Genomic DNA, 19,746 nt, shown 5'->3' with positions numbered 1-19,746 from the left:
GAGGCGCCGCGGGTGGCGGCGGGGCGCGCGCCGCTCAGCGGCGCGGGGCGCTCCAGCCGAGCACGCCGCCGGGATCGGCGCCGTCGCCGCGAGCGAACAGCAGCAGCCGGGCGCTCGCGCGGTCGTAGGTCAGTCCGGCGCCGTACCGTCCCTGCAGCCGCGTGACGGTCGGCTTCGCCGTGCCGCGCAGCCGCAGCCGCTCGATCCGGGTCGTGGGGTGCTCGTCGTCGCTGATGGCCGACAGCAGGGCCCCGCGGTCGGGGGTGAAGCCGAGGGTCCGCACGGTCGGGATCGGTCCCTCCTGCACGAGGACGCGGTTCGTCGCGCGCCACGTGCCGCGGGGCGTGCCCGCGCGGGTCTGGCGCAGGGTGCCGGTGCGCCCGTCGACGACGACGCGCGAGGACGTGTCGACGGCGATCCGGTTGCCGTCGGCGAGCAGCCCGTCGCCGCGCTCGCCACGCGGGAGCCGTCGCACGAGCGTGCGCCGCCCGATCGACGTGCCGTCCAGCCGCGCGACCCGCAGGACGGCGTGCGTCGTGCGGGTCGGCTGCGCGGCGTTGACGACGAAGTACAGCCGTCCGGCGTCGATGGCGACGGCGCCGAGGCGGGCGGCCGGCACCCCGAGGCGCAGCGTCCGGAGGGTGCCGGTGCGGACGTCGAGCAGCCGCGGGCCGGAGACGAGCACCGGCGCGCCGCCGGCGTCGGTCCCGGCCTCCCAGTCGGCGGTCGGCACGCCCTCGGCGACGAGGCGCGGCCCGGTGCCGGTGGCGGTCCACAGGTCGAAGCTCGTCGGGAGGGGCAGTGGCCGCTGGGCCGGATCGGCGAAGCGGCCCGTCGTCCAGCTGACGACGCCGTTGCCGGTGGCCAGGCCCGTGGTCGGGACGGCGAGCTGCTGGACGGGGGTGACGATGTCGCTGGCGGCGGACGCGGAGGCGGGCGCGGCGAGGACGGCGCTGAGCAGCGGGAGCGCTGCGAGCGCGATGCGGGGGCGGGGGATGGGGGACATCCTCCGTACGAACCGGCGGCGAACCCCGCAGGTGCGCGGGGGCGTGCGGTCCTGGCGCAGCGCCGCTCCCGCGTCGGTCTCGGCCCTCAGCGCTCGGGCGGCGCGCCCGGGCCGAACCCGACCTCGAGCACCTGCGCCGCCGCCTGCGGCACCGTGACCCGGCCCTCGGCGACGCCGGCGAAGGCGGCGTCGAGCGCCTCGGCGACGCCGGCCCGCTCGGCGAAGGCCGCCAGCACGCCCTCGTCGATCTGGGCCTGGAGCCAGCGGCGCTGCTGCCCCGCCCGGCGTCGCGCGAGGCCGCCGTCGGACTCGAGGTGGGCACGGTGCTCCTCGATCGCCGCCCAGGTCTCGGTCACCCCGGTGCCCTCGGTCGCGCTGGCGGTCAGGACCTGCGTCTTCCAGCCCGGCGTCGCCTCGGGCAGCATCCGCAGCGCGTGGCGGTAGTCGCCGGCCGCGCGCCGCGCGAGGGCCTCGCGCTCCCCGTCGGCCTTGTTCACGACGATGAGGTCGGCGACCTCGACGATCCCGCGCTTGATGCCCTGCAGCTCGTCGCCGGCGCCGGGGACGAGCAGCAGGACGACGCAGTCCACGAGCTCGGCGAGCTCGGCCTCGGACTGCCCGACGCCGACCGACTCGACGATCACGACGTCGAACCCGGCCGCCTCGCAGAGGATCATCGCCTCGCGGGTGCGGCGGGCCACGCCGCCCAGCACGCCGCTGGACGGGGAGGGGCGGATGTAGGCGTCGTCGAGGTTGCCGAGCCGCTGCATCCGGGTCTTGTCGCCGAGGATGCTCCCGCCCTGCCGCGTGGAGGACGGATCGACCGCGAGCACCGCCACCTTGTGACCCTGCTCGACGAGCCAGACGCCGAGCGCCTCGATCGTCGTCGACTTCCCGGCTCCGGGCACGCCGGTCATCCCGACCCGGCGCGCGGTCGACGGCCGGTCCTGCGGTGGCAGCACCCGCGCGATGACCTCCTGCGCGAGCTCGCGGTCGTCGGCGCGGCGGCTCTCGGCGAGCGTGATCGCGCGGGCGAGCACGCCGCGGTCCCCGGCCTGGAGGCCCGCGACGAGCTCGTCGGCGCTCGGACGGCGGCGTGCCATCGCGCGGCTCAGGCGGCGTCGGCGGTCTCGTCCGCCGGCACCTCGAGCTCGAGCGTGCCCATGAGCATCGTCAGCAGGTCGCCGGCGGCCTCGCCGATGACCGTGCCGGGCGGGTAGATCGCCGCGGCGCCGGCCTCGCGCAGCGCGTCGAAGTCCTGCGGGGGGATGACGCCGCCGACGACGACGAGGATGTCGTCGCGGCCCTGCTCGTCCAGCGCCTTGCGCAGCTGCGGGACGAGGGTCAGGTGCCCGGCCGCCAGCGACGAGGCGCCGACGACGTGCACGTCGGCCTCGATCGCCTGGCGGGCGACCTCCTCCGGCGTCTGGAAGAGCGGCCCGATGTCGACGTCGAAGCCGAGGTCGGCGAAGGCCGTCGCGATGACCTTCTGGCCGCGGTCGTGGCCGTCCTGGCCCATCTTCGCGACGAGGATCCGGGGGCGGCGGCCCTCCTGCTCCTCGAAGGACTCGACGAGCGAGCGGGTGCGCGCGAAGGGCTTGTTCATCTCTCCGACCTCGCTGCGGTAGACGCCGGCGATCGAGCGGATCTCGGCGGTGTGGCGGTCGAACACCTTCTCGAGCGCGTCGCTGATCTCGCCGACGGACGCGTGGGCTCGTGCGGCCTCGACGGCGAGCGCGAGGAGGTTGTGGTCCTCGGCGCCGGGCCCGGTCGAGCGCTGCGCGGCGCCCTCCGTCAGGCGCTGGAGCGCCGCCTGGACCTTCGCCTCGTCGCGCTCGGCGCGCAGGCGCTGGAGCTTCTCGATCTGCTTCGCGCGGACCCCGGCGTTGTCGACCTTCAGCACGTCGATCTGCTCGTCGCGCTCGGGACGGAAGCGGTTCACCCCGACGAGGACCTGCTTGCCGGCGTCGATCCGCGCCTGCGTGCGGGCGGCGGACTCCTCGATCCGGAGCTTCGGCACGCCGGCGTCGATCGCCTTCGTCATGCCGCCGAGCTCCTCGATCTCGGCGATGTGGCCCAGGGCCTTCGCCGCGAGCTCGGCCGTCAGGCGCTCGACGTAGTGGCTGCCGCCCCAGGGATCGATGACGCTCGTCGTGCCCGACTCCTGCTGGAGGAAGAGCTGCGTGTTGCGCGCGATCCGGGCCGAGAAGTCGGTCGGCAGCGCGAGCGCCTCGTCGAGGGCGTTCGTGTGCAGCGACTGGGTGTGGCCCTGGGTGGCGGCCATCGCCTCCACGCAGGTGCGCACGACGTTGTTGTAGACGTCCTGCGCCGCCAGCGACCAGCCCGAGGTCTGGCAGTGCGTGCGCAGCGAGAGCGACTTCGCGTTCTCCGGCTGGAACTGCTCCCGCAGGAGCTTCGCCCAGATGAGGCGCCCCGCCCGCATCTTCGCGACCTCCATGAAGAAGTTCATGCCGATCGCCCAGAAGAACGAGAGGCGCGGGGCGAACCGGTCGACCTTCATGCCCGCGTCGAGGCCGGCGCGGATGTACTCGATGCCGTCGGCGATCGTGTACCCCAGCTCGAGGTCGGCCGAGGCCCCGGCCTCCTGCATGTGGTAGCCGGAGATCGAGATCGAGTTGAACTTCGGCATCTCCTGCGAGGTGAACGCGAAGATGTCGGAGATGATCCGCATGCTCGGGGCCGGCGGATAGATGTAGGTGTTGCGGACCATGAACTCCTTCAGAACGTCGTTCTGAATCGTTCCGGTCAGCTTCTCGGCGGGGACGCCCTGCTCCTCGCCGGCGACGATGAAGAGCGCCAGCACGGGGAGCACCGCGCCGTTCATCGTCATCGACACCGACATCCGGTCCAGCGGGATGCCGTCGAACAGCGTCCGCATGTCGAGGATCGAGTCGATCGCCACGCCGGCCATGCCGACGTCGCCCGCCACGCGCGGGTTGTCGGAGTCGTACCCGCGGTGCGTGGCCAGGTCGAAGGCGATCGACAGGCCCTTCTGGCCGGCCGCGAGATTGCGGCGGTAGAAGGCGTTGGACTCCTCGGCCGTCGAGAAGCCGGCGTACTGGCGCACGGTCCACGGCTGGTTGACGTACATCGTCGGGTACGGCCCGCGGAGGTACGGCGGGAAGCCCGGGCGGGTGTCGAGGAAGTCCAGCCCCGCGACGTCGGCCGAGCCGTAGCCGGGCTCGAGCGTGATGCCCTCGGGTGCCGGGAAGCGGAGCTCCTCGACGGGGCGGCCGGACGCGGCGGTCGCGGCGGCCTCGATCGTCGGGCGGTCGACGGCGTCCTGCTCGACGTCGCCGAGGGTCGCACCGGTCAGGTCGGGGATCGCGCTCATCGTGCCGCCTCCGCGTCGTCGTGGTCGTTCGTGGGCGTGGTGCCGGTCACGGCGTCCAGCGCGGCGCGCAGCACCGCGACCATGTCGACGCCGTCCCGGAAGCCGGCGTCGGCGCCGAGCGCGGTCGCGCGCTCGTCGTCGGCCTGGGCCAGGAGGATCGTCCGGACGCCGAGCCCGCGCAGCGTGTCGGTCGTGTGGCGGATGCCCTGGTCGGACTCCTCGCGCCCGTGCGCGACGACGGCGACCGGCAGCTCGCCGGCCTCGCGCCACGCCTGCTCGACCGCCTCGGCCGAGGTCAGCGGCGGCGACTGGCGCGCGGCCAGGCCGCCGACGCCGAGGAAGTTCGTCGCCCACGTCGCGGCGGTGCTGTGCGACGCGAGCGCGCCGAGGCAGGCGAGGAAGACCGACGGGCCGGCGGGCGAGACGACGGTCTCGTCGAGCGCGGCGTCCCCGCCGGCGCCCGCGGCGTGCGCGGCGGCCTCGCGGCGCAGCGCCTCGAACGGCTCGGCGTCGCGGCGGACCGGCAGGCCGGTGCCGGTGGCCGGCTGGGAGCCGATCCACGCGGCGAGCTCGTCGATCCGCGCGCCGGCCTCGGCGGCGTCCACGAGCGCCTGCAGCAGCCCGTCGCCGGCGGCGGCCGCCTCGCGGACGCGTGCCTCCAGCGCCCCGTCGAGCGGCGGGCGCTCGGCGAGGCGGGCGACCTCGCGCTCCGCCAGCTCGCCCGCGTCGAGCGGCTCGGGGTGGACCTTGTCGTCGCCCAGCAGCGGGAACTGGTTGACGCCGGTGAGGTCGCGGCGCCGGGTCCGCAGCTGCTGCTCGCGGGCGTCGGCGGCCTCGGCGAGCTCGGCGGCCCAGGAGCCGTCGGTGAGGACGGCCAGCGCGCCACCGGCGGCCTCGATCGCCTGGAGCTTCTCCCACGCGGCACGGGCCAGCTCGTCGGTCAGGGACTCGACGTACCACGAGCCGCCCGCCGGGTCGGCGACGCGCCGCAGGCCCGACTCCTCCTGGAGGATGAGCTGCGTGTTGCGCGCGATCCGGCGTCCGAGCGGACCCGGGCCCGCCGCGCCCACGGCGTCGGCGACGACGGTGTCGAACGGCGCGACCGTCAGGCCGTCCGCACCGCCGACCGCGGCGGCGAAGCCGGCGGTCGTCGCGCGCAGCATGTTCGTCCACGGATCGACCCCGGCGAGCATCCGGTCGGTCGTGCGGGCGTAGGTCGGCGAGCGGCGCGCGTCCGCGTCGACGCCGCTGAGCTCGAGGACGCGCGCCCACAGGCGGCGGACGGCGCGGAGCTTCGCGATCTCCTCGAACTGGTTGGGGCCGACGGCGAGCGTGAACTCGATCTGGGCGGCGGCGCGCTCGGGCGCCAGGCCCGCGGCCTCGGCGGCGCGCAGGTACGCGACCCCGGTGGCGATGGCCATCGCGAGCTCGCGCACGGCGGTCGCGCCGGCGTTCGCGTGGGCGCGGGTGTCGACGGCGAGGGCGACGACGCCGTCGGCGCCCCAGCGGGCGTCGACCTCGGCGGCGATCCGCCCCGCCTCGGCGACGGCGTCGGCCGCGTCGCGGCCGAGCGCGCCCTCGGCGGCCAGCGCGCCGAGCGGGTCGATCCGCAGCGCGGCGGCGGCGGGCTTGCCGGTGCGGGCGAGCGCGGCGAGCAGCAGCGCCGCGGCGGGCACGGCCTGGGCGCCGGCCTCCAGCGCGACCGGCGCGAGGTCGACGTAGACCCCGTCGAGCGTCTCGCCCACGTCGTCGGCGGTCGAGAGCATCACGCCGTCGCGGCCGCGCGTCGTGGCGAACGCGTCGCTGCCGGGGGCGTGGCCCGCGCGCGCGGCGCGGTCGAGGCGCAGGCCGATCTGGGTCGCGCCGCCCTCGAGGTCCTCGAGGATCGCGGCGCGTGCGTCGCGGCGCACGGGCGCGGTCTGCGCCTGGCGGATCTGCCACGCCGGCTCGTCCTCGCCGCCGGGCCCGACGCCGCGCACGAACGGCGCCCGGCCGGGCACGCCGCCGGGATCGGGGGCGAGCGCATCGGCGGGGGTGTAGAGCCACCGCACCGGCAGGCCGTCCTCCGTCGTCCCGTGCGGGACCTCGGTCGGCGGCGGCGGGTCGTCGGGCGAGGGCTTGCGCTTCGCCGTGGCGGCCTTCAGCCACGCCTCCGTGGTGACCGGGTCGAAGTCGGCGGCGAGGGGCGCTGGGTCGGGCATCGGCGAGCTCATCGGGGTCGACGGAGGACGGCGCGGCGGGGACCGCGTCGGGCGCGACGATACGCGCCTCCGCGCGCGGGCGCGGGCCGAGCACCCGTCGTGGTCGTCGGAGGGCACCATCCGTCGCCCGCCGTCGGTCGCATGCCCCGGACCGGTCACGGCGAGCATCCACCGAGACGCCGGGCACCGCGGGATTCGCGCTCAGGCGCTCACGACGACCTCGACGAGGCGCGCGGCGTCGGAGCTCGCGGTTCCGTCCGACTGCCGACCTACCTTGATCCGACCCCGATCACGGGGCACGTGGAACCCAGCGAAGTCCGGTGAGAGCCCGGCACTGTCGCGCAGCGGTGAAGCCACGTCGCGGTCCTTCGCAGGGCCGCGACGCGGACGAGTCCGATCGCCTGGCCCACGTCGTTGGAACGCCCCCGCGGAAGGGGCGGCCGCGCACGTCGCCTCCCTGCAGGTCGTCGCCGCCGACCCTCCGCCGACCCCGGAGCACGGCGATGCAGAAGACCTACTCGATCGGCGACCGCTCGTTCGTCCTGGATCAGGCGAAGGCGGAGGCCGCGCTCGCCGCCAAGCGCGTCATCAACGGCCGCGAGACGATGACGTTCAACCTCGCGCCGCTGCGGTACCCGTGGGCCTACGAGCTCTACCGCACGATGAAGGCCAACCACTGGGAGCCGGAGGACGTCCCGATGGGCCGCGACGTCGAGCAGTGGCGATCGGCGGGGGCCTTGTCGGACGTCGATCGCTGGATCATCCGGATGGGGATCGGCTACTTCTCGGCCGCCGAGGGGATCGTCGGCGACAACGTCATCCACGTCGTGCGCGAGCTCGTCACGGCGTCGGAGCTGAAGCTCGTCCTCGGGCGCCACGCGCACGAGGAGAACATCCACGCCGACTCGCTGCTCTACATGATCAGCTCGCTGGGGATCGACCCGCACGAGTGCGAGGCGATGTTCACCGACGTCCCGACGATCCACGCGAAGAACCGGTTCGTCACCGACGCCTCGCGCGTCCTGCGCCGCGACCTGGACCTCACGCGCACCGAGCACCAGCAGCTGCTGGCCAAGAACGTCTTCCTCTTCGGCCAGTGCATGGAGGGGACCCAGTTCTACGGCCTCTTCGGGATGATCCTCGCCCTCTATCGGCAGGGGAAGCTCCCGGGCATCGGCACGATGTTCCGCTACACGCTGCGGGACGAGAGCAACCACATCGAGCTCTTCCGCCGCCTGCTCGCGGCGCTCGTCGAGGAGAACCCCGGCATCTGGACGCCGGCGTTCCAGGAGGAGCTGCGCGCGCTCATGGCCGAGGCCGTCGCGCTCGAGCAGGCGTTCATCGCCGACTGCCTGCCCGTCGCCGCCGTCGGGCTCTCGCGCGAGGAGTTCTCGACGTACATCGACTACGTCGCCGACCGCCGCCTGACCTCCTGCGGGCTGCGCCCGCTCCACGAGCAGCCGATCGAGAACCCGCTCCCGTGGCTCGCCGAGCTCATGGACGTCCGCAAGGAGCAGAACTTCTTCGAGGGCCGCGTCACGGAGTACCAGAAGGCCAGCTCGCTGGTCGCCGTCTCCGACGACGAGCTCTAGCCGTCCGCCCCGCCGTCCCCGCCCGTTCCTGGAGCCCCGCATGCTCGACTTCTCCGACCTTCTCCGCGACCTCGACCTGAAGGCCGCCGCCGGCACGCCCGGCGAGCAGCGGCCGCCCTTCGACGTCGCCCCGGCGCTCGCCGCCGGCCCGTCGTTCTCGCTCTACCGCGACCTCGGGCTGCAGGTCACCGGCCCCGACGGCGGCGACGGGCCGTTCGCGCCGGAGATCGCCGCCGAGATGGTCGCCGACGCGCTGACGACGCTCGCCATCGCCCATCAGGAGGGCCGGGCCGACACGGCGTCCGGCCGCGCGATCGTCGCGTCGATCACGAAGCGCGTCTGCGAGCGGCTCGTCAGCGGCGGGCTCGCCGAGGGGCGGATCTCCGAGCACGACCTCTCGGCGCTCGTCGAGGCGCAGCTCATCGAGGCCGGCCAGTTCGAGGTCGCCAAGGCCCTCGTCCTGCGCCGCGCGGTCGTCGAGGCCGAGCCGGGCGGGGCGGCCGCGGCGAGCGGCGTCGACGCGTCCGGTGCGCGGGACGCGGCCCCGGCCGACGGCGCGGGCTCCGGCGACGGTCGCGGCCTGCGGCTGATCCGCCGCTCCGGCGCGGTCGTCGCGTGGGACGCGACGAAGATCGAGGCCGCGATCCGCAAGGCGTTCCTCTCGCTGCAGGTCGACTCGGAGCCCGCCGCCGCGATCACCGCGCGCGTCACCGAGCGCGCCGAGGCCCTCGGCCGGCCGTTCGTCCCGGTCGAGACCGTCCAGGACCTCGTGCAGGAGGAGCTCATGCTCGCCGGCCACATGCGCGTGGCCGAGCGCTACATCGTCTACCGCGCCGAGCGCGCGATGCTGCGCGCGCAGGAGGGGCGGCCGGACCCGAGCACGCAGATCACGCTGGCGGCCGCCGAGACGGCCTCCACGGCGGCCACGGACGCCGCCGCGCAGGCACAGCTGCTGATGCCCGAGCCGGCGTTCCCGCCGATCCCGGTCCTCGACGAGCAGGGCGAGGAGGTCGAGTGGGACGGTCGCGACCTCGTCGCGCGGATCGACTACGCCCTGACCGGCCTCGACGTCGAGGCGACGCCGCAGGAGCTCGAGCGCGAGCTGCGCCGCTCCGTCCACCCCGGCATCGAGCGGCGCGAGATCCGCACGCTGGCGATCCTCAACGCCCGCTCGCTCGTCGAGCGCGACGCCGAGTACTCGGCCTTCGCCGGCCGGATCCTCCTGACGTACTGCTACGAGGAGGCGCTGGACTGGGAGATCGTCCGCGACGGCGTCGCCGGCCTGGCCGCCGCGCACCGCGACGCGCTGGAGCGCAACCTGCGCCACGGCGCGTCGATCGACCGCATCGACCCGAAGCTCCTGGACTACGACCTCGAGCGCCTCGCCGCCGAGCTCGACCCGTCCGCCGACCTCGCGTTCGACTTCCTCGGCCTGCAGACGCTCTACGACCGCTACCTGCTGATCGACAAGACCGGCGCCCGCCACCGCCGGATCGAGACGCCGCAGCTCTTCTGGCTGCGCGTCGCGATGGGCATCGGCCTCGGCGAGCCCACCGACTCCGACCGCGAGGCGCGGGTCCTCGACCTCTACCGGATGTACCGCGAGCGGCGCTTCTGCTCCTCGACGCCGACGCTCTTCAACGCCGGCACGCTGCACTCCCAGCTCTCGTCGTGCTTCCTCTACAAGGTCGACGACACGCTGGACTCGATCATGCAGCGCGGCATCGCCGAGAACGCGATGTGCTCGAAGTACGCCGGCGGCCTCGGCGGCTCGTGGACGGCGGTCCGCGGGACCGGCTCGCACATCGGCTCCACGAACGGCGAGAGCCAGGGCGTCGTCCCGTTCCTGAAGCTCCACAACGACCAGCTCGTCGCGGTGAACCAGGGCGGCAAGCGCGCCGGCGCCGGCTGCGCGTACCTCGAGGTCTGGCACAACGACATCCGCGAGTTCCTCGAGCTGCGCAAGAACACCGGCGACGAGCGCCGGCGCACGCACGACATGAACACGGCCAACTGGATCCCGGACCTGTTCATGAAGCGGATGGAGGCACGCGAGGAGTGGACGCTCTTCCGCTCCTCCGACGTCCCGGACCTGCACGACCTCTACGGCCGCGCGTTCGAGGAGCGCTACGCCCACTACGAGCGCCTCGTCGACGCCGGCGAGCTCCACGGCGAGCGGCTGCCGGCGCTCGAGCTGTGGAAGGCGATGCTGAAGATGCTCTTCGAGACCGGGCACCCCTGGATCACGTTCAAGGACCCGTGCAACGTCCGCTCGCCCCAGGACCACGCGGGCGTCGTGCACTCCTCGAACCTCTGCACGGAGATCACGCTGAACACCGGGCCGGAGGAGACCGCGGTCTGCAACCTCGGCTCGATCGTCATCGACCAGCACCTCACGCCCGAGGGCGCGATCGACCACGAGCGGCTGCGCGAGACGGTCCGGATCGCGGTCCGCGCGCTGGACAACGTGATCGACGTGAACTTCTACCCGACGGTCGCCACGCGGACGGCGAACGAGCGCCACCGCCCGGTCGGCCTCGGCGTCATGGGCCTGCACTACGCGCTCTACCGCAAGGGCGTCGCGTTCGCGTCCGACGAGGCCGTCGCGTTCTCCGACGAGATGCAGGAGGCGATCGCCTTCTACGCCTACGAGGCCTCGAGCGACCTGGCCGCCGAGCGCGGCCAGTACCGCTCCTACCCCGGCTCGAAGTGGGACCGCGGCCTGCTGCCGCAGGACACGCTGGACCTCCTCGCGCAGGAGCGCGGGGCGGAGGTCGAGGTCCCGCGCGGGGGCCGGATGGACTGGGCGCCGCTGCGGGAGCGGATCGCGCGTCAGGGGATGCGCAACTCGAACGTCCTGGCGATCGCCCCGACGGCGACGATCGCGAACATCATGGGCACGTCGCCGTGCATCGAGCCGATGTACAAGAACCTCTTCGCGAAGTCGAACCTCTCGGGCGACTTCGTGATCCTCAACCCGTTCCTCGTCGCCGACCTCAAGCGGATCGGCGCGTGGAGCCGGCGGCTGGCGGAGACGATCAAGGCGCACGACGGCGACCTGACGGAGATCGAGGCGATCCCGGCGGAGCTCAAGGAGCGGTACCGGACCGCCTTCCAGATCGACGCGCGCTGGCTCGTGGACGCCGCGGCGCGCCGGCAGAAGTGGATCGACCAGTCGCAGTCGCTGAATCTCTTCCTGCCGTCGCCGGACATGAAGGCGATGAGCCACATGTACCGCCACGCCTGGCGCGTCGGCCTGAAGACGACGTACTACCTGCGCACCCTCGGGGCCTCCTCGATCGAGAAGGCGACGGTCGCGAAGGTCGCCGCCGACGCCGCGCCGACCGGCGCTGCCCCGGCCCCGGCCGACGGCCTCGCGCCGGGGGCGATCCCGACCTTCGGCGGCGCGACCGACACGACGCCCGTTCCGCCGACCCTGGCCGGGACGCCCGTGGCCGCCGTGCCCGTCGCCGTCGGGGCGACGGACGCCGTGCCGACCGCGACCGGCACCGACCCGGTGGCGGCCGCGAGCGCGACCGTCGCGGCGCCGCCCGGCCCCGCGGCGGATCCGGAGTCCGACCTCGGCGACACGACCCTCGACCTCGCCGCCCAGGCGTGCTCGCTGGAGGCGATGCGCAACGGCGGCGAGTGCGAGGCCTGCCAGTAGGAGCGGGTCCGAAGGACGGGCCGGGGGGCCGGGCGCGGGGGTTCGTCGCGACCCGGACGTCGCGCGCACGCGGCGCGAGGGCGAAACGGCTGCGAGGATCGGGACGTGCCCCGGCTGCGCAGCGCCGCCCCTGTCCTGCCCGTCCTCGACCTCGCCGCGGCGATCGCGCACTACCGCGCCCTCGGCTTCGCGGTCGAGGCGTACGCCGGCGCGGAGCAGTACGCGTTCGCCGAGCGCGACGGCGTGGCGCTCCATCTGAGCCGCTGGGCCGACCACGATCCGGCGCGCACCGGCGCGCACGTCTACCTGTACGTCGACGACGCCGACGCCCTCCACGCGGCGTGGTCGACGAGCGGGACGGCGGGCCGCCACGTGTCACCGGTCGACACGGACTACGGCCTGCGCGAGGGCGCCCACGTGGACCCGGACGGCAACCTCCTGCGCTACGGCTCGCCGCTGCGCCGGCGCTGAGCGGCGGTCCACGGGACGCGAGCAGGCTCGACGAGCCCGGGACGCGGGCGTCGAGGAGCCCCGCGCCTCCGTACGTCGCGGTCGACGGACCGCCCGTCACGCCTGATCGCCCGTGCCGCCGCCCGGCCGTCGTGCGGCGCCGACGCCGTGGGCCGCGGGCGCTCGGGCTCAGCGGGCGTCCGCAGGGCGGGGGAGGCCCACCGGCCGCCCCGCGCCGAGCAGCGCCACCGCGAAGCGCCCGCTCAGCGCGGGCTCGCGCAGCGCCTTCGCGGCACGGTTGGCGTCCGCCTGCGTCGCGCCGGTCACGACCCACGTCACCCCGCCGCCGCGGGGCCGCAGCGCGGCGATGAGCGCCCAGCGGCGCGCCACGGGCGCGGTGCGCCCCCGGACGTCGAGCGGGACCAGGCCGTCGTCGGTGACGATCGCGTAGACGCCGGAGCGACGCGGATCCCCGGCGAGGAGCCCGGCGACCGGATCGCGGCGCAGCGCCGACCATGGTCCGACGAGGACCCGACGTGCCGCGCGGTCCCGGGAGGGCCGCGCGGCGTCGAGCGCGACCGGGCGCGCCGCCGCGCCGGCCTCGCGCAGGCGCACCGCGGCCGCCGCGCAGGGCGCCGTCGCCGGATCGGCGCACCCGAGGACCGGGGCGGCGGAGCCCGCGAGCGGTGCCGGAAACGCCCCGACCACGGCGGTGACCCCGGCCAGCCCGGTGTCGGAGCGGTCCCACCAGACGTCGTCGCCGTCCTGCACCCGAACGTCCGCGGCGCCGCGGTCCGCGAGGACGCCGTCGACGAAGTAGAGCCAGTCGCGGCGCCGCCCGTCGGCGTCCTCGCCACCGGGGCGACCGTCGATCGCGCTGACGAAGCGCCCCGAGAACGAGGTCTCGACCTTCGCGTTGCGCTGGAGCAGTCGCGCGACGGTGTCCTCGCCGGCGACCTCCGGCCGCGGGATCTCCCGCAGCGGACGCGTGCCGGCGTCCTCGGTGATCCGCAGCGCGACGTCGCTCGGCGGGTCCCCGGCGCCGAGGCCGCACCCGCCGAGCAGCGCGGCGGCCAGCAGCGCGGTCACCGTCGTACGCACGCGCGCGGCCCCCGTCGCACGGACGCCCGGGCGGGCCCGGGGCCGGTCCCTCCGGGCGGGCGACGGCGGGCGGCGAGCAGGGATCACGGGATGCTCCTCGGCGGGACGGGGTCGGGAAGCGGACGCCGCTCGAGCAGGGCGCCGACCGCCGCGGCGACGAGCAGACCCGCGAGCAGCGCGAGCCCGAGCGGGTCCGACGTGCGGCCGTCGTCGGCGCTGCGCAGGCCCGGGGCGATCGCGCGCTCCTGCTCGGTGCCCTCCGTGCCGCGCGGCTGCTGGACGACCTGGCCGGAGACCTCCCCGCCCGTGCCCTGCGGACGGGGCCGCTCGCCGTTCTGGACGCCGCCGTCGTCGCCGGGGCCGCTGGCCGCCGCGGTGCCGGTCGCGCCGTCGCGGCCCTTCGTCCCGCGCCGCCGGTCCTGGTCGCGCTCCGTGTCGCGCTCGCCGCCGGTCGTCGCGCCGCGGCTCTGCGGCTGCGGCCGGCTGAAGAGGTCGGCCCCGCGACCGCCGCCGCCACCGGTGACCGACCCGCCGCCGTCGCGCACCTCGCCCGCGTCACCGCGCACGGGGCTCGTGCGCCGCGCACGTCGCGCCCGCTCCTGCGCGCGCCGCTCCCGGCGGGCCTCGCGCTCGGCGCGGCGGACCTCGGAGGCGCGCGGGGGCGCCGCCACCGGCCAGGGCTGACCCGCGAACGCCGCGGCGGCGTAGGCGGTCATCCAGGTCGGGTTGAGGTCGCGCGAGGCACGCCAGCGGATCGAGCCCTCGCGGCGCTGCAGCGAGGCGAGGAACTGCAGCGGGTTCCGGCCGCCGGGCCGCCGCCAGCGCGCCGGGTCCTGCCCGGTCGCCCACAGCGCCTGGACGACCCACGGCGTGGTGCCGGCGTTCGACTCGCCGGGCCGTTCGTCGCGCAGGTCGCCGGCCTGCCAGCCGCCGTCGGGCTGCTGACGCTCGCGCAGCCAGGCGATCGCCTTCGCGACCGCGGGGGTGCCACAGCGCCGGGCGGCGCACAGCGCCTGCACCGCCGCGCCGGTCATGTCGACGTTCGTGCCGTCACCGGGGCGCACCGCCGGCCACGTCCCGTCGGGGCGCTGCATCGCCTCGACCGCCCGCGCCGCGCGGCGGATCGGGCTCCGCAGCCGGCTCCCGGGCACCCCGGCGAGGAAGAAGATCGCGAAGATCGTGTCGTTGACCCCCGGCGTCCGCCCGCCGGTCTGGTGCGGGACCACCCCGCCGGGACCGGCACGGGGTCGACCCGCCGGGTCCCGGACGACGCGCCGTCGGTCGGCAGGCCACCGGCGCCGGCCGGCAGCGGGGGCAGGTCGGGCGCACGATCGCCGGCGCCGGGCGTCCACGTCACCGGCGACTGGCGCCGCAGCAGCGACGCGACGAAGTCGCGGCCGCCGAAGCGGTACGGGTCCATCCCGGCGGCGTTGACGAACATCCCGATCCGCTCGAGCTCCGTGGTCACGATCCCGCCCGCGGTGCGCTGCGGACCGTGGCGCTCCACGTACTCCGCCACCGAGCGCCCGCGGGCGCCCGGGGCCTTCTGGTCCTGCGGGTTGATGCCGGCCGCCGCCAGGCCGATCCCGACCCACGCGGAGAACAGCGGGTCGGACGCCGCACCCGGCGATCCGCCGTACCCGCCGTCGTCGTTCTGCGTGTCCTGCAGGAACCGGACGATCCGGTCCAGGCGGTCCCGCTGGGCGGCACCGGGCCGCGCGGCGTCCGAGGGCCCCGCGAGGGCGAGCGCGCCGAGCGTCACGAGCAGGCCGAGCGCCGCCGCCAGCGGCCACGCCACGACCCGCGGGACGCCCGGCCACCGCATCAGGGACCGACGGCGAGCCCGTCGAGGAGCACGGTGCCCGAGCGCACGCGGATCGTCACCGCGCCGGAGCGGGAGCGCTTGCGGGCGCGCGTCAGGACCGTGCGGCCGTCGGCGTGCCCGCGGACCGTCAGCCGCTGGGGCCGGCCGCCGGCGGCCGTGACCTCGATCACGGCCTTCCGCCGGTCGGCGCGGGCGACGACGATCGGACGTCCGGCCCGCAGCGTCGCGCGGACGGTCGCGCCGCGGCGCAGGCGGGTCACCGTCTGCCGCCAGGCGAGCGGATCGCGCAGCCGCTTGCGGGCGCCCGAGATGCGCACCTGGCGCACGCGCTCGTCGAGCGGCACGACGACGCGGCCGATCGTACGGGTGCTGGTCGCACCGGCGCCGCGGAACACCGCGCGCAGGTCGGCCGAGCGACCGGCGGGCAGGTCGAGCAGCGCCGAGAGCTGCGTCGTGCCGCGCGCCGCGGTGCGCCACCGCGGCTTGGCGGCCGTCGGATCGCGGTACTCGATCCGCCAGCTCCGCAGCGGCTCGCCGGTGAGCGCCCAGCGCACGCCGGTCAGCGCGGCGGGGTTGCCGTCGGTCGTGATGCGCAGGGCGCTGATCGTCGTCGCGCCCAGCCGCACCGGCGTGGCCCCGGCCTGGCCGGCGGCGTCGGCGAGGGAGCCCGATCCCGTGCTCGTCACCGGCGGCTGGGGGACCGTCGTGGGCGGCGGGTCCTTCGGCGTCGTGTCGGCGGGCGGCGTGCCGCAGCCCGACCCGTCGGCGTTGCGCACGCAGACGTCGAGCCGGTTGGAGCGGACGACGCCGGTGCCCCACGCCTTGACGCGCTTCCAGCCGGGGGTGCTCCAGCGCAGCGTGGCGGTGCCGTCGGCCCCGGTCGTGGCGGTGGCCGGGTCGGCCTCGTTGATCGTCTGGACGCCGTTGGCGGCGGTGAGGACCGGCGAGACCCTCACGCCGACCGCCGGCGCGCGGGAGCCGGGCGCGCCGACGTCGCCGGTCGCCTCGTTGCGAACGGCCTTGACGACCAGAGGCGCGTGCAGCCCGACGACGAACGACGACTGCGCCGTCGCGGTGGTCGGGCCGCCCTCGACGTCCGCCGTGGGCTCCCCGATACCGGTCGGGCCGTCCAGGCGGAGGAGATCCCGCATGCTGAACGCGTCGTAGACCCAGAGCGTCTGGTCGCCCGGGTTCAGCCGGTACTGGCAGCCGCCGACCGAGGTGTAGACGCCGTTGACGAGGATCCCCCAGTACGCGTTCGTCGCCGGGTCCTCCCGATCGGGGCCGAACTGCAGGAGGAAGTAGTCGTCGAAGCCCGAGTACCACTGGCCGTCGAAGGCCATCCCGACCGAGCGCATCGCGTCGTCGGAGGCGGCCGTCGGCGTCGGTCCCGGCTCGGCGTGCGCGCCGTTGTTCGTCCCGTCGCAGCGACGCGACTGGGTGTCGGACGTCGCCTGCACGGCGTGCCCGTCCGTGCGCAGCGTGCCCTCGTAGAGCGTCGTGGTCGCGCCCTCGATCCGCACCCGCTGCTCGCTGGGCGCGGCGACCGCTGACGCGGGCGCGCCGAGCGCGACGAGGGTGATGAGCAGTGCCGCGCGGCGAGCGCCGCGGGCCGTAGTGCGAGCCATGCGATGTCCTTCCCGTAGTCCCGACGGGGTTCGACGACGAGGCGGACCGGGGAGGTCTCCTGGCTCGCGAGAGCGGATGTCCGCGCCTTCCCAGGAGTCGCCTCCCAGTGGCTGCGCGCAGGGCGCGTGCGGGTCCTTGCTCGCTCACAGTGGCGGGTCCGCGCCGGTCTCTCACCGGACTTCCCTGCACCACGTTCCGCTGATGTTCGAGCGACGGTAGCAGGGGCGTCCCGCCGCGGGACGGGGCGTGCGCGCGGCGGCGAGGCACGATCCGGCCCCTGCTACGGTGGTCGCGTTCCGAGCGGGGAACTCCGGTGCGACTCCGGGGCTGACGCGCAGCGGTGTGGGGGACGAGCGACGCATCGTGCCACTGGTGACCTCGGTCGCCGGGAAGGCGGGTCGCGAGGACGAACCCGAGCCCGAAGACCCATCGGACGCCCACGGGACCGTCCCCGGACGGCTCCCGCCCCGCCCACCCGTCCCGCGCATGGACGGCGGCCGCCGACGCGCCGCTCGACCGTGGCGCGTCGTCTGCGCCGTCGTCCCGGAATCGGAGCCACGACATGCAGACATCACCGCGGCGCCTCACCCTCGCCGCCGCCCTCGCCCTCACGGCGGCCGTCCCCGCGACCGCCTCCGCAGCGGTCCCACAGGCCGACGTCGACACGGCCGTCCAGCGCGGAGGCGCGTGGATCGCCGGGATGCAGGGCAGGCAGGCCACCGGCCTGCCCGGCGGCCCGACGAACGGCTCGCTGCCCGGCTTCAACGGTAACTGGGCCGTGACGACGCTCGCCGCCGCGGGCATCAACGCCGCGGACGTCCGGAACACCGCGGCGGGTGCGACGCAGAGCCTGCAGGACTACGTCGACAGCACCTTCCAGTCCGGCGGCAGCTTCGCCGGGTGGTCGGCGCTGCCGGCTCCCGCGGCGGCCTCGGCGGGCGCGCTGGGTCGCGAGGCGCTGATCGCCTCCTCGGCCGGCCTCCAGGTCACGAAGCTGCGCCAGGACCTCAGCCTCACCGCGACGCTGGCCAGCAAGTGGCGGGTCGCCCAGGGCGACTTCGGGGCGTTCGCCCCGAACAGCGACGGGTTCGCGCTGCTGGCCACCGACAGCCTGCACCTGCCGCAGGGGGTGCGGCGGAAGATCGTGTCGAGGCTGCTCGCGGCGCAGAAGACGGGCAACGCGAACGCCACCCAGAACGGCGGCTGGTCGTTCACCGCGACGAGCACCGGCAACAGCGACATCGACATGACCGGCGCGGTCCTGTCGATGCTCTGCCAGGAGGGCATGACCCCGGCCGACGAGCCGGTCGCCAAGGGCCTCGCGTGGCTTCGGACGCGCCTGAACCCCACCACCGGTGGCTTCGGCACGGCGACCGAGAACGGGGTCGGTCCGAACAACACGCCCTCGGCGGCATGGGCGCTGATCGGCCTGAAGGCCTGCGGCGTCGACCCGCAGGGCGCCGACTGGACGACCCCCAACGGGAGCACGCCGGTGACGTTCCTGCTCTCGCAGCAGCGCCTGCCGCAGCCGGCCGACGCGTCGTTCGGCAGCTTCCGCTACCAGCCGACGACCGCGTACCCGAACGGCGGCTACGACATGAACGCGACCGAGGCCGGGACCCGGGCGCTCTCGCGCCACCGGTGGGCGGCCCCGGCGCCGGCCCGCGCGAACCCCGCCGATCCGCGTCTGCGCCCGGCCCCGACCGTCGCCGCGGGCGCGCCGGTGCCGGTCGCCCTGAGCGTCGATGCCGGTGACGGCGACGTGCGCTTCTGCGCGGTGACCATCGCGAACGGCGACCCGCTGACGACCGTCCTCGAGAAGGCCCGGACGACGTCGGTGCCGGCGGGATGCGTCGACGACTGGACGGCGACGGGCGGCGCCGTGACCGCCGTCAACGGCGACGCCGCGCCGGTCGGGCAGGGGTGGAAGGTCCGCTTCGACGGCGGTCCGCAGCAGGCGGCGGGGGACCAGCCCGTCGGCTTCGGCGACGTCGTGGCGCTCGAGGTCGGGGGGCCGGTCTCGCCCGACGCGCAGGCGTACGACTTCGGCACCCAGGCGCTGAGCACGATCGGCGGCGCGCGGACGCTGCGCTTCACCGCCACCCAGGACGACGCCGAGCCGCTGCGCGCGGTGGTCGCCGGCCGGGATGCGTCGGACTTCCTCGTCACCCGCGACGGCTGCGCGGACGAGGTCCTCGACGCGGGGGACTCCTGCACCGTCGAGGTCCGCTTCGCGCCCGGCGACGCGGGTGAGCGGGTCGCGACCGTCGCCCTGCGCGGGGCGAACCGGAGCGTCCTCTCCGCCGACGCGCAGCTGCGCGGCTTCGCGGGCACGCTGCCGAAGGGCGACGACGGAGCGCCCGGGGCCGATGGAGCCGACGGCGCAGACGGCGCGGACGGCGCCGATGGGACGAACGGCGCAGACGGCGCGGACGGCGCCGATGGGACCAACGGCGCTGACGGGGTGAACGGCGTCGACGGCGCGAACGGCGCGCCCGGCGCCCCGGGGCCCGCCGGTCCGCAGGGCGCCACCGGCCCGGCCGGGCCGCAGGGCGCCACGGGCGCCCGCGGGCACGCCGGCGCGAAGGGCGCCGACGCCGCCGTGCGCTGCCGCGTCCGCCGCGGACGGACCCTGCGCGTGAGCTGCGCGGTCTCCGCCGCCGACGCCCGCGCCCGCCGGGTCTCCGCGCGCCTGACGCGGGGCGGCCGGACGTTCGCCCGCGGCACCGTCCGCGGGACGCGGACCGCGCTGACCGGGGTGCGCGGCCGCTCGATCACGACCGGCAGCTACACCCTGCGGATCGGCACGGGCAAGCGGACGACGCGGCTGCCGGTGCGGGTGACGGGTGCGACGGCCACCGCGAAGGCGAAGCGCGCGACGCCGGCCGCGCGGCGCTGAGCAGCACCCGCGATCCGGGGT

At 75.8% G+C, this 19,746-nt stretch carries 12 protein-coding genes and 2 riboswitches; of the genes, 4 read left to right on the top strand and 8 right to left on the bottom strand.

Annotation, left to right across the window (positions count from 1 at the left end; all coding sequences use genetic code 11):
* Positions 1–34: 34 nt before the first annotated feature.
* The 4 genes from SK069_RS04285 to SK069_RS04270 all read right to left on the bottom strand — a co-directional run bounded on the left by SK069_RS04285 (position 35) and on the right by SK069_RS04270 (position 6,562).
* Entirely contained in the window at positions 35–1,006 is a 972-nt protein-coding gene (locus SK069_RS04285) for a hypothetical protein (protein ID WP_319952945.1), read from the bottom strand.
* A gap of 86 nt (positions 1,007–1,092) precedes the next feature.
* Positions 1,093–2,109: a methylmalonyl Co-A mutase-associated GTPase MeaB gene (gene meaB / locus SK069_RS04280; RefSeq protein ID WP_319952944.1), complete on the bottom strand. Its 1,017-nt coding sequence runs from the start codon at positions 2,107–2,109 to the stop codon at positions 1,093–1,095.
* A gap of 8 nt (positions 2,110–2,117) precedes the next feature.
* Complete coding sequence (scpA, locus tag SK069_RS04275; protein WP_319952943.1) at positions 2,118–4,361, bottom strand: methylmalonyl-CoA mutase; 2,244 nt, start codon at positions 4,359–4,361, stop codon at positions 2,118–2,120.
* Positions 4,358–6,562 (bottom strand): methylmalonyl-CoA mutase family protein, encoded by a 2,205-nt coding sequence (locus SK069_RS04270; RefSeq protein ID WP_319952942.1) that lies wholly within the window; start codon positions 6,560–6,562, stop codon positions 4,358–4,360. Before SK069_RS04270 ends, scpA begins: the two co-directional genes overlap by 4 nt.
* Before the next feature lie 503 nt (positions 6,563–7,065).
* Between SK069_RS04270 and SK069_RS04265 the strand changes: the two genes are divergently transcribed.
* From SK069_RS04265 to SK069_RS04255, 3 genes are all read left to right on the top strand, one after another.
* Positions 7,066–8,154 carry a ribonucleotide-diphosphate reductase subunit beta gene (locus SK069_RS04265; protein WP_319952941.1) on the top strand — a complete coding sequence of 363 codons (1,089 nt, stop codon included), beginning with the start codon at positions 7,066–7,068 and terminating at the stop codon, positions 8,152–8,154.
* A gap of 40 nt (positions 8,155–8,194) precedes the next feature.
* Complete coding sequence (locus SK069_RS04260) at positions 8,195–11,821, top strand: ribonucleoside-diphosphate reductase subunit alpha (protein WP_319952940.1); 3,627 nt, start codon at positions 8,195–8,197, stop codon at positions 11,819–11,821.
* 105 nt (positions 11,822–11,926) lie between these two features.
* On the top strand, positions 11,927–12,292 hold the full coding sequence (locus SK069_RS04255) for a bleomycin resistance protein (protein ID WP_319952939.1): 366 nt from the start codon (positions 11,927–11,929) through the stop codon (positions 12,290–12,292).
* 168 nt (positions 12,293–12,460) lie between these two features.
* Here SK069_RS04255 and SK069_RS04250 read toward each other — a convergent pair whose 3' ends face one another.
* The 4 genes from SK069_RS04250 to SK069_RS04235 all read right to left on the bottom strand — a co-directional run bounded on the left by SK069_RS04250 (position 12,461) and on the right by SK069_RS04235 (position 16,825).
* Positions 12,461–13,372: a DUF4430 domain-containing protein gene (locus tag SK069_RS04250; RefSeq protein WP_319952938.1), complete on the bottom strand. Its 912-nt coding sequence runs from the start codon at positions 13,370–13,372 to the stop codon at positions 12,461–12,463.
* An 83-nt stretch (positions 13,373–13,455) separates the two neighbouring features.
* Entirely contained in the window at positions 13,456–14,466 is a 1,011-nt protein-coding gene (locus tag SK069_RS04245; protein ID WP_319952937.1) for a prenyltransferase/squalene oxidase repeat-containing protein, read from the bottom strand.
* Positions 14,403–15,197, bottom strand: a complete 795-nt coding sequence (locus tag SK069_RS04240) for a prenyltransferase/squalene oxidase repeat-containing protein (protein ID WP_319952936.1) — start codon at positions 15,195–15,197, stop codon at positions 14,403–14,405. Before SK069_RS04240 ends, SK069_RS04245 begins: the two co-directional genes overlap by 64 nt.
* Positions 15,197–16,825 carry a hypothetical protein gene (locus SK069_RS04235; protein WP_319952935.1) on the bottom strand — a complete coding sequence of 543 codons (1,629 nt, stop codon included), beginning with the start codon at positions 16,823–16,825 and terminating at the stop codon, positions 15,197–15,199. Before SK069_RS04235 ends, SK069_RS04240 begins: the two co-directional genes overlap by 1 nt.
* A 52-nt stretch (positions 16,826–16,877) precedes the next feature.
* Positions 16,878–17,011, bottom strand: a riboswitch (cobalamin riboswitch).
* 118 nt (positions 17,012–17,129) lie between these two features.
* Positions 17,130–17,253, top strand: a riboswitch (cobalamin riboswitch).
* A gap of 135 nt (positions 17,254–17,388) precedes the next feature.
* Here SK069_RS04235 and SK069_RS04230 point away from each other — a divergent pair.
* Entirely contained in the window at positions 17,389–19,725 is a 2,337-nt protein-coding gene (locus SK069_RS04230; RefSeq protein WP_319952934.1) for a hypothetical protein, read from the top strand.
* Positions 19,726–19,746: the final 21 nt, after the last annotated feature.

It is taken from the genome of Patulibacter brassicae (assembly GCF_033949425.1).
Classification (GTDB): Bacteria; Actinomycetota; Thermoleophilia; order Solirubrobacterales; family Solirubrobacteraceae; genus Patulibacter; species Patulibacter brassicae.
The sequence above is the reverse complement of the archived record's forward strand: the minus strand, read 5'-3'. Positions and strand labels throughout refer to the sequence as shown.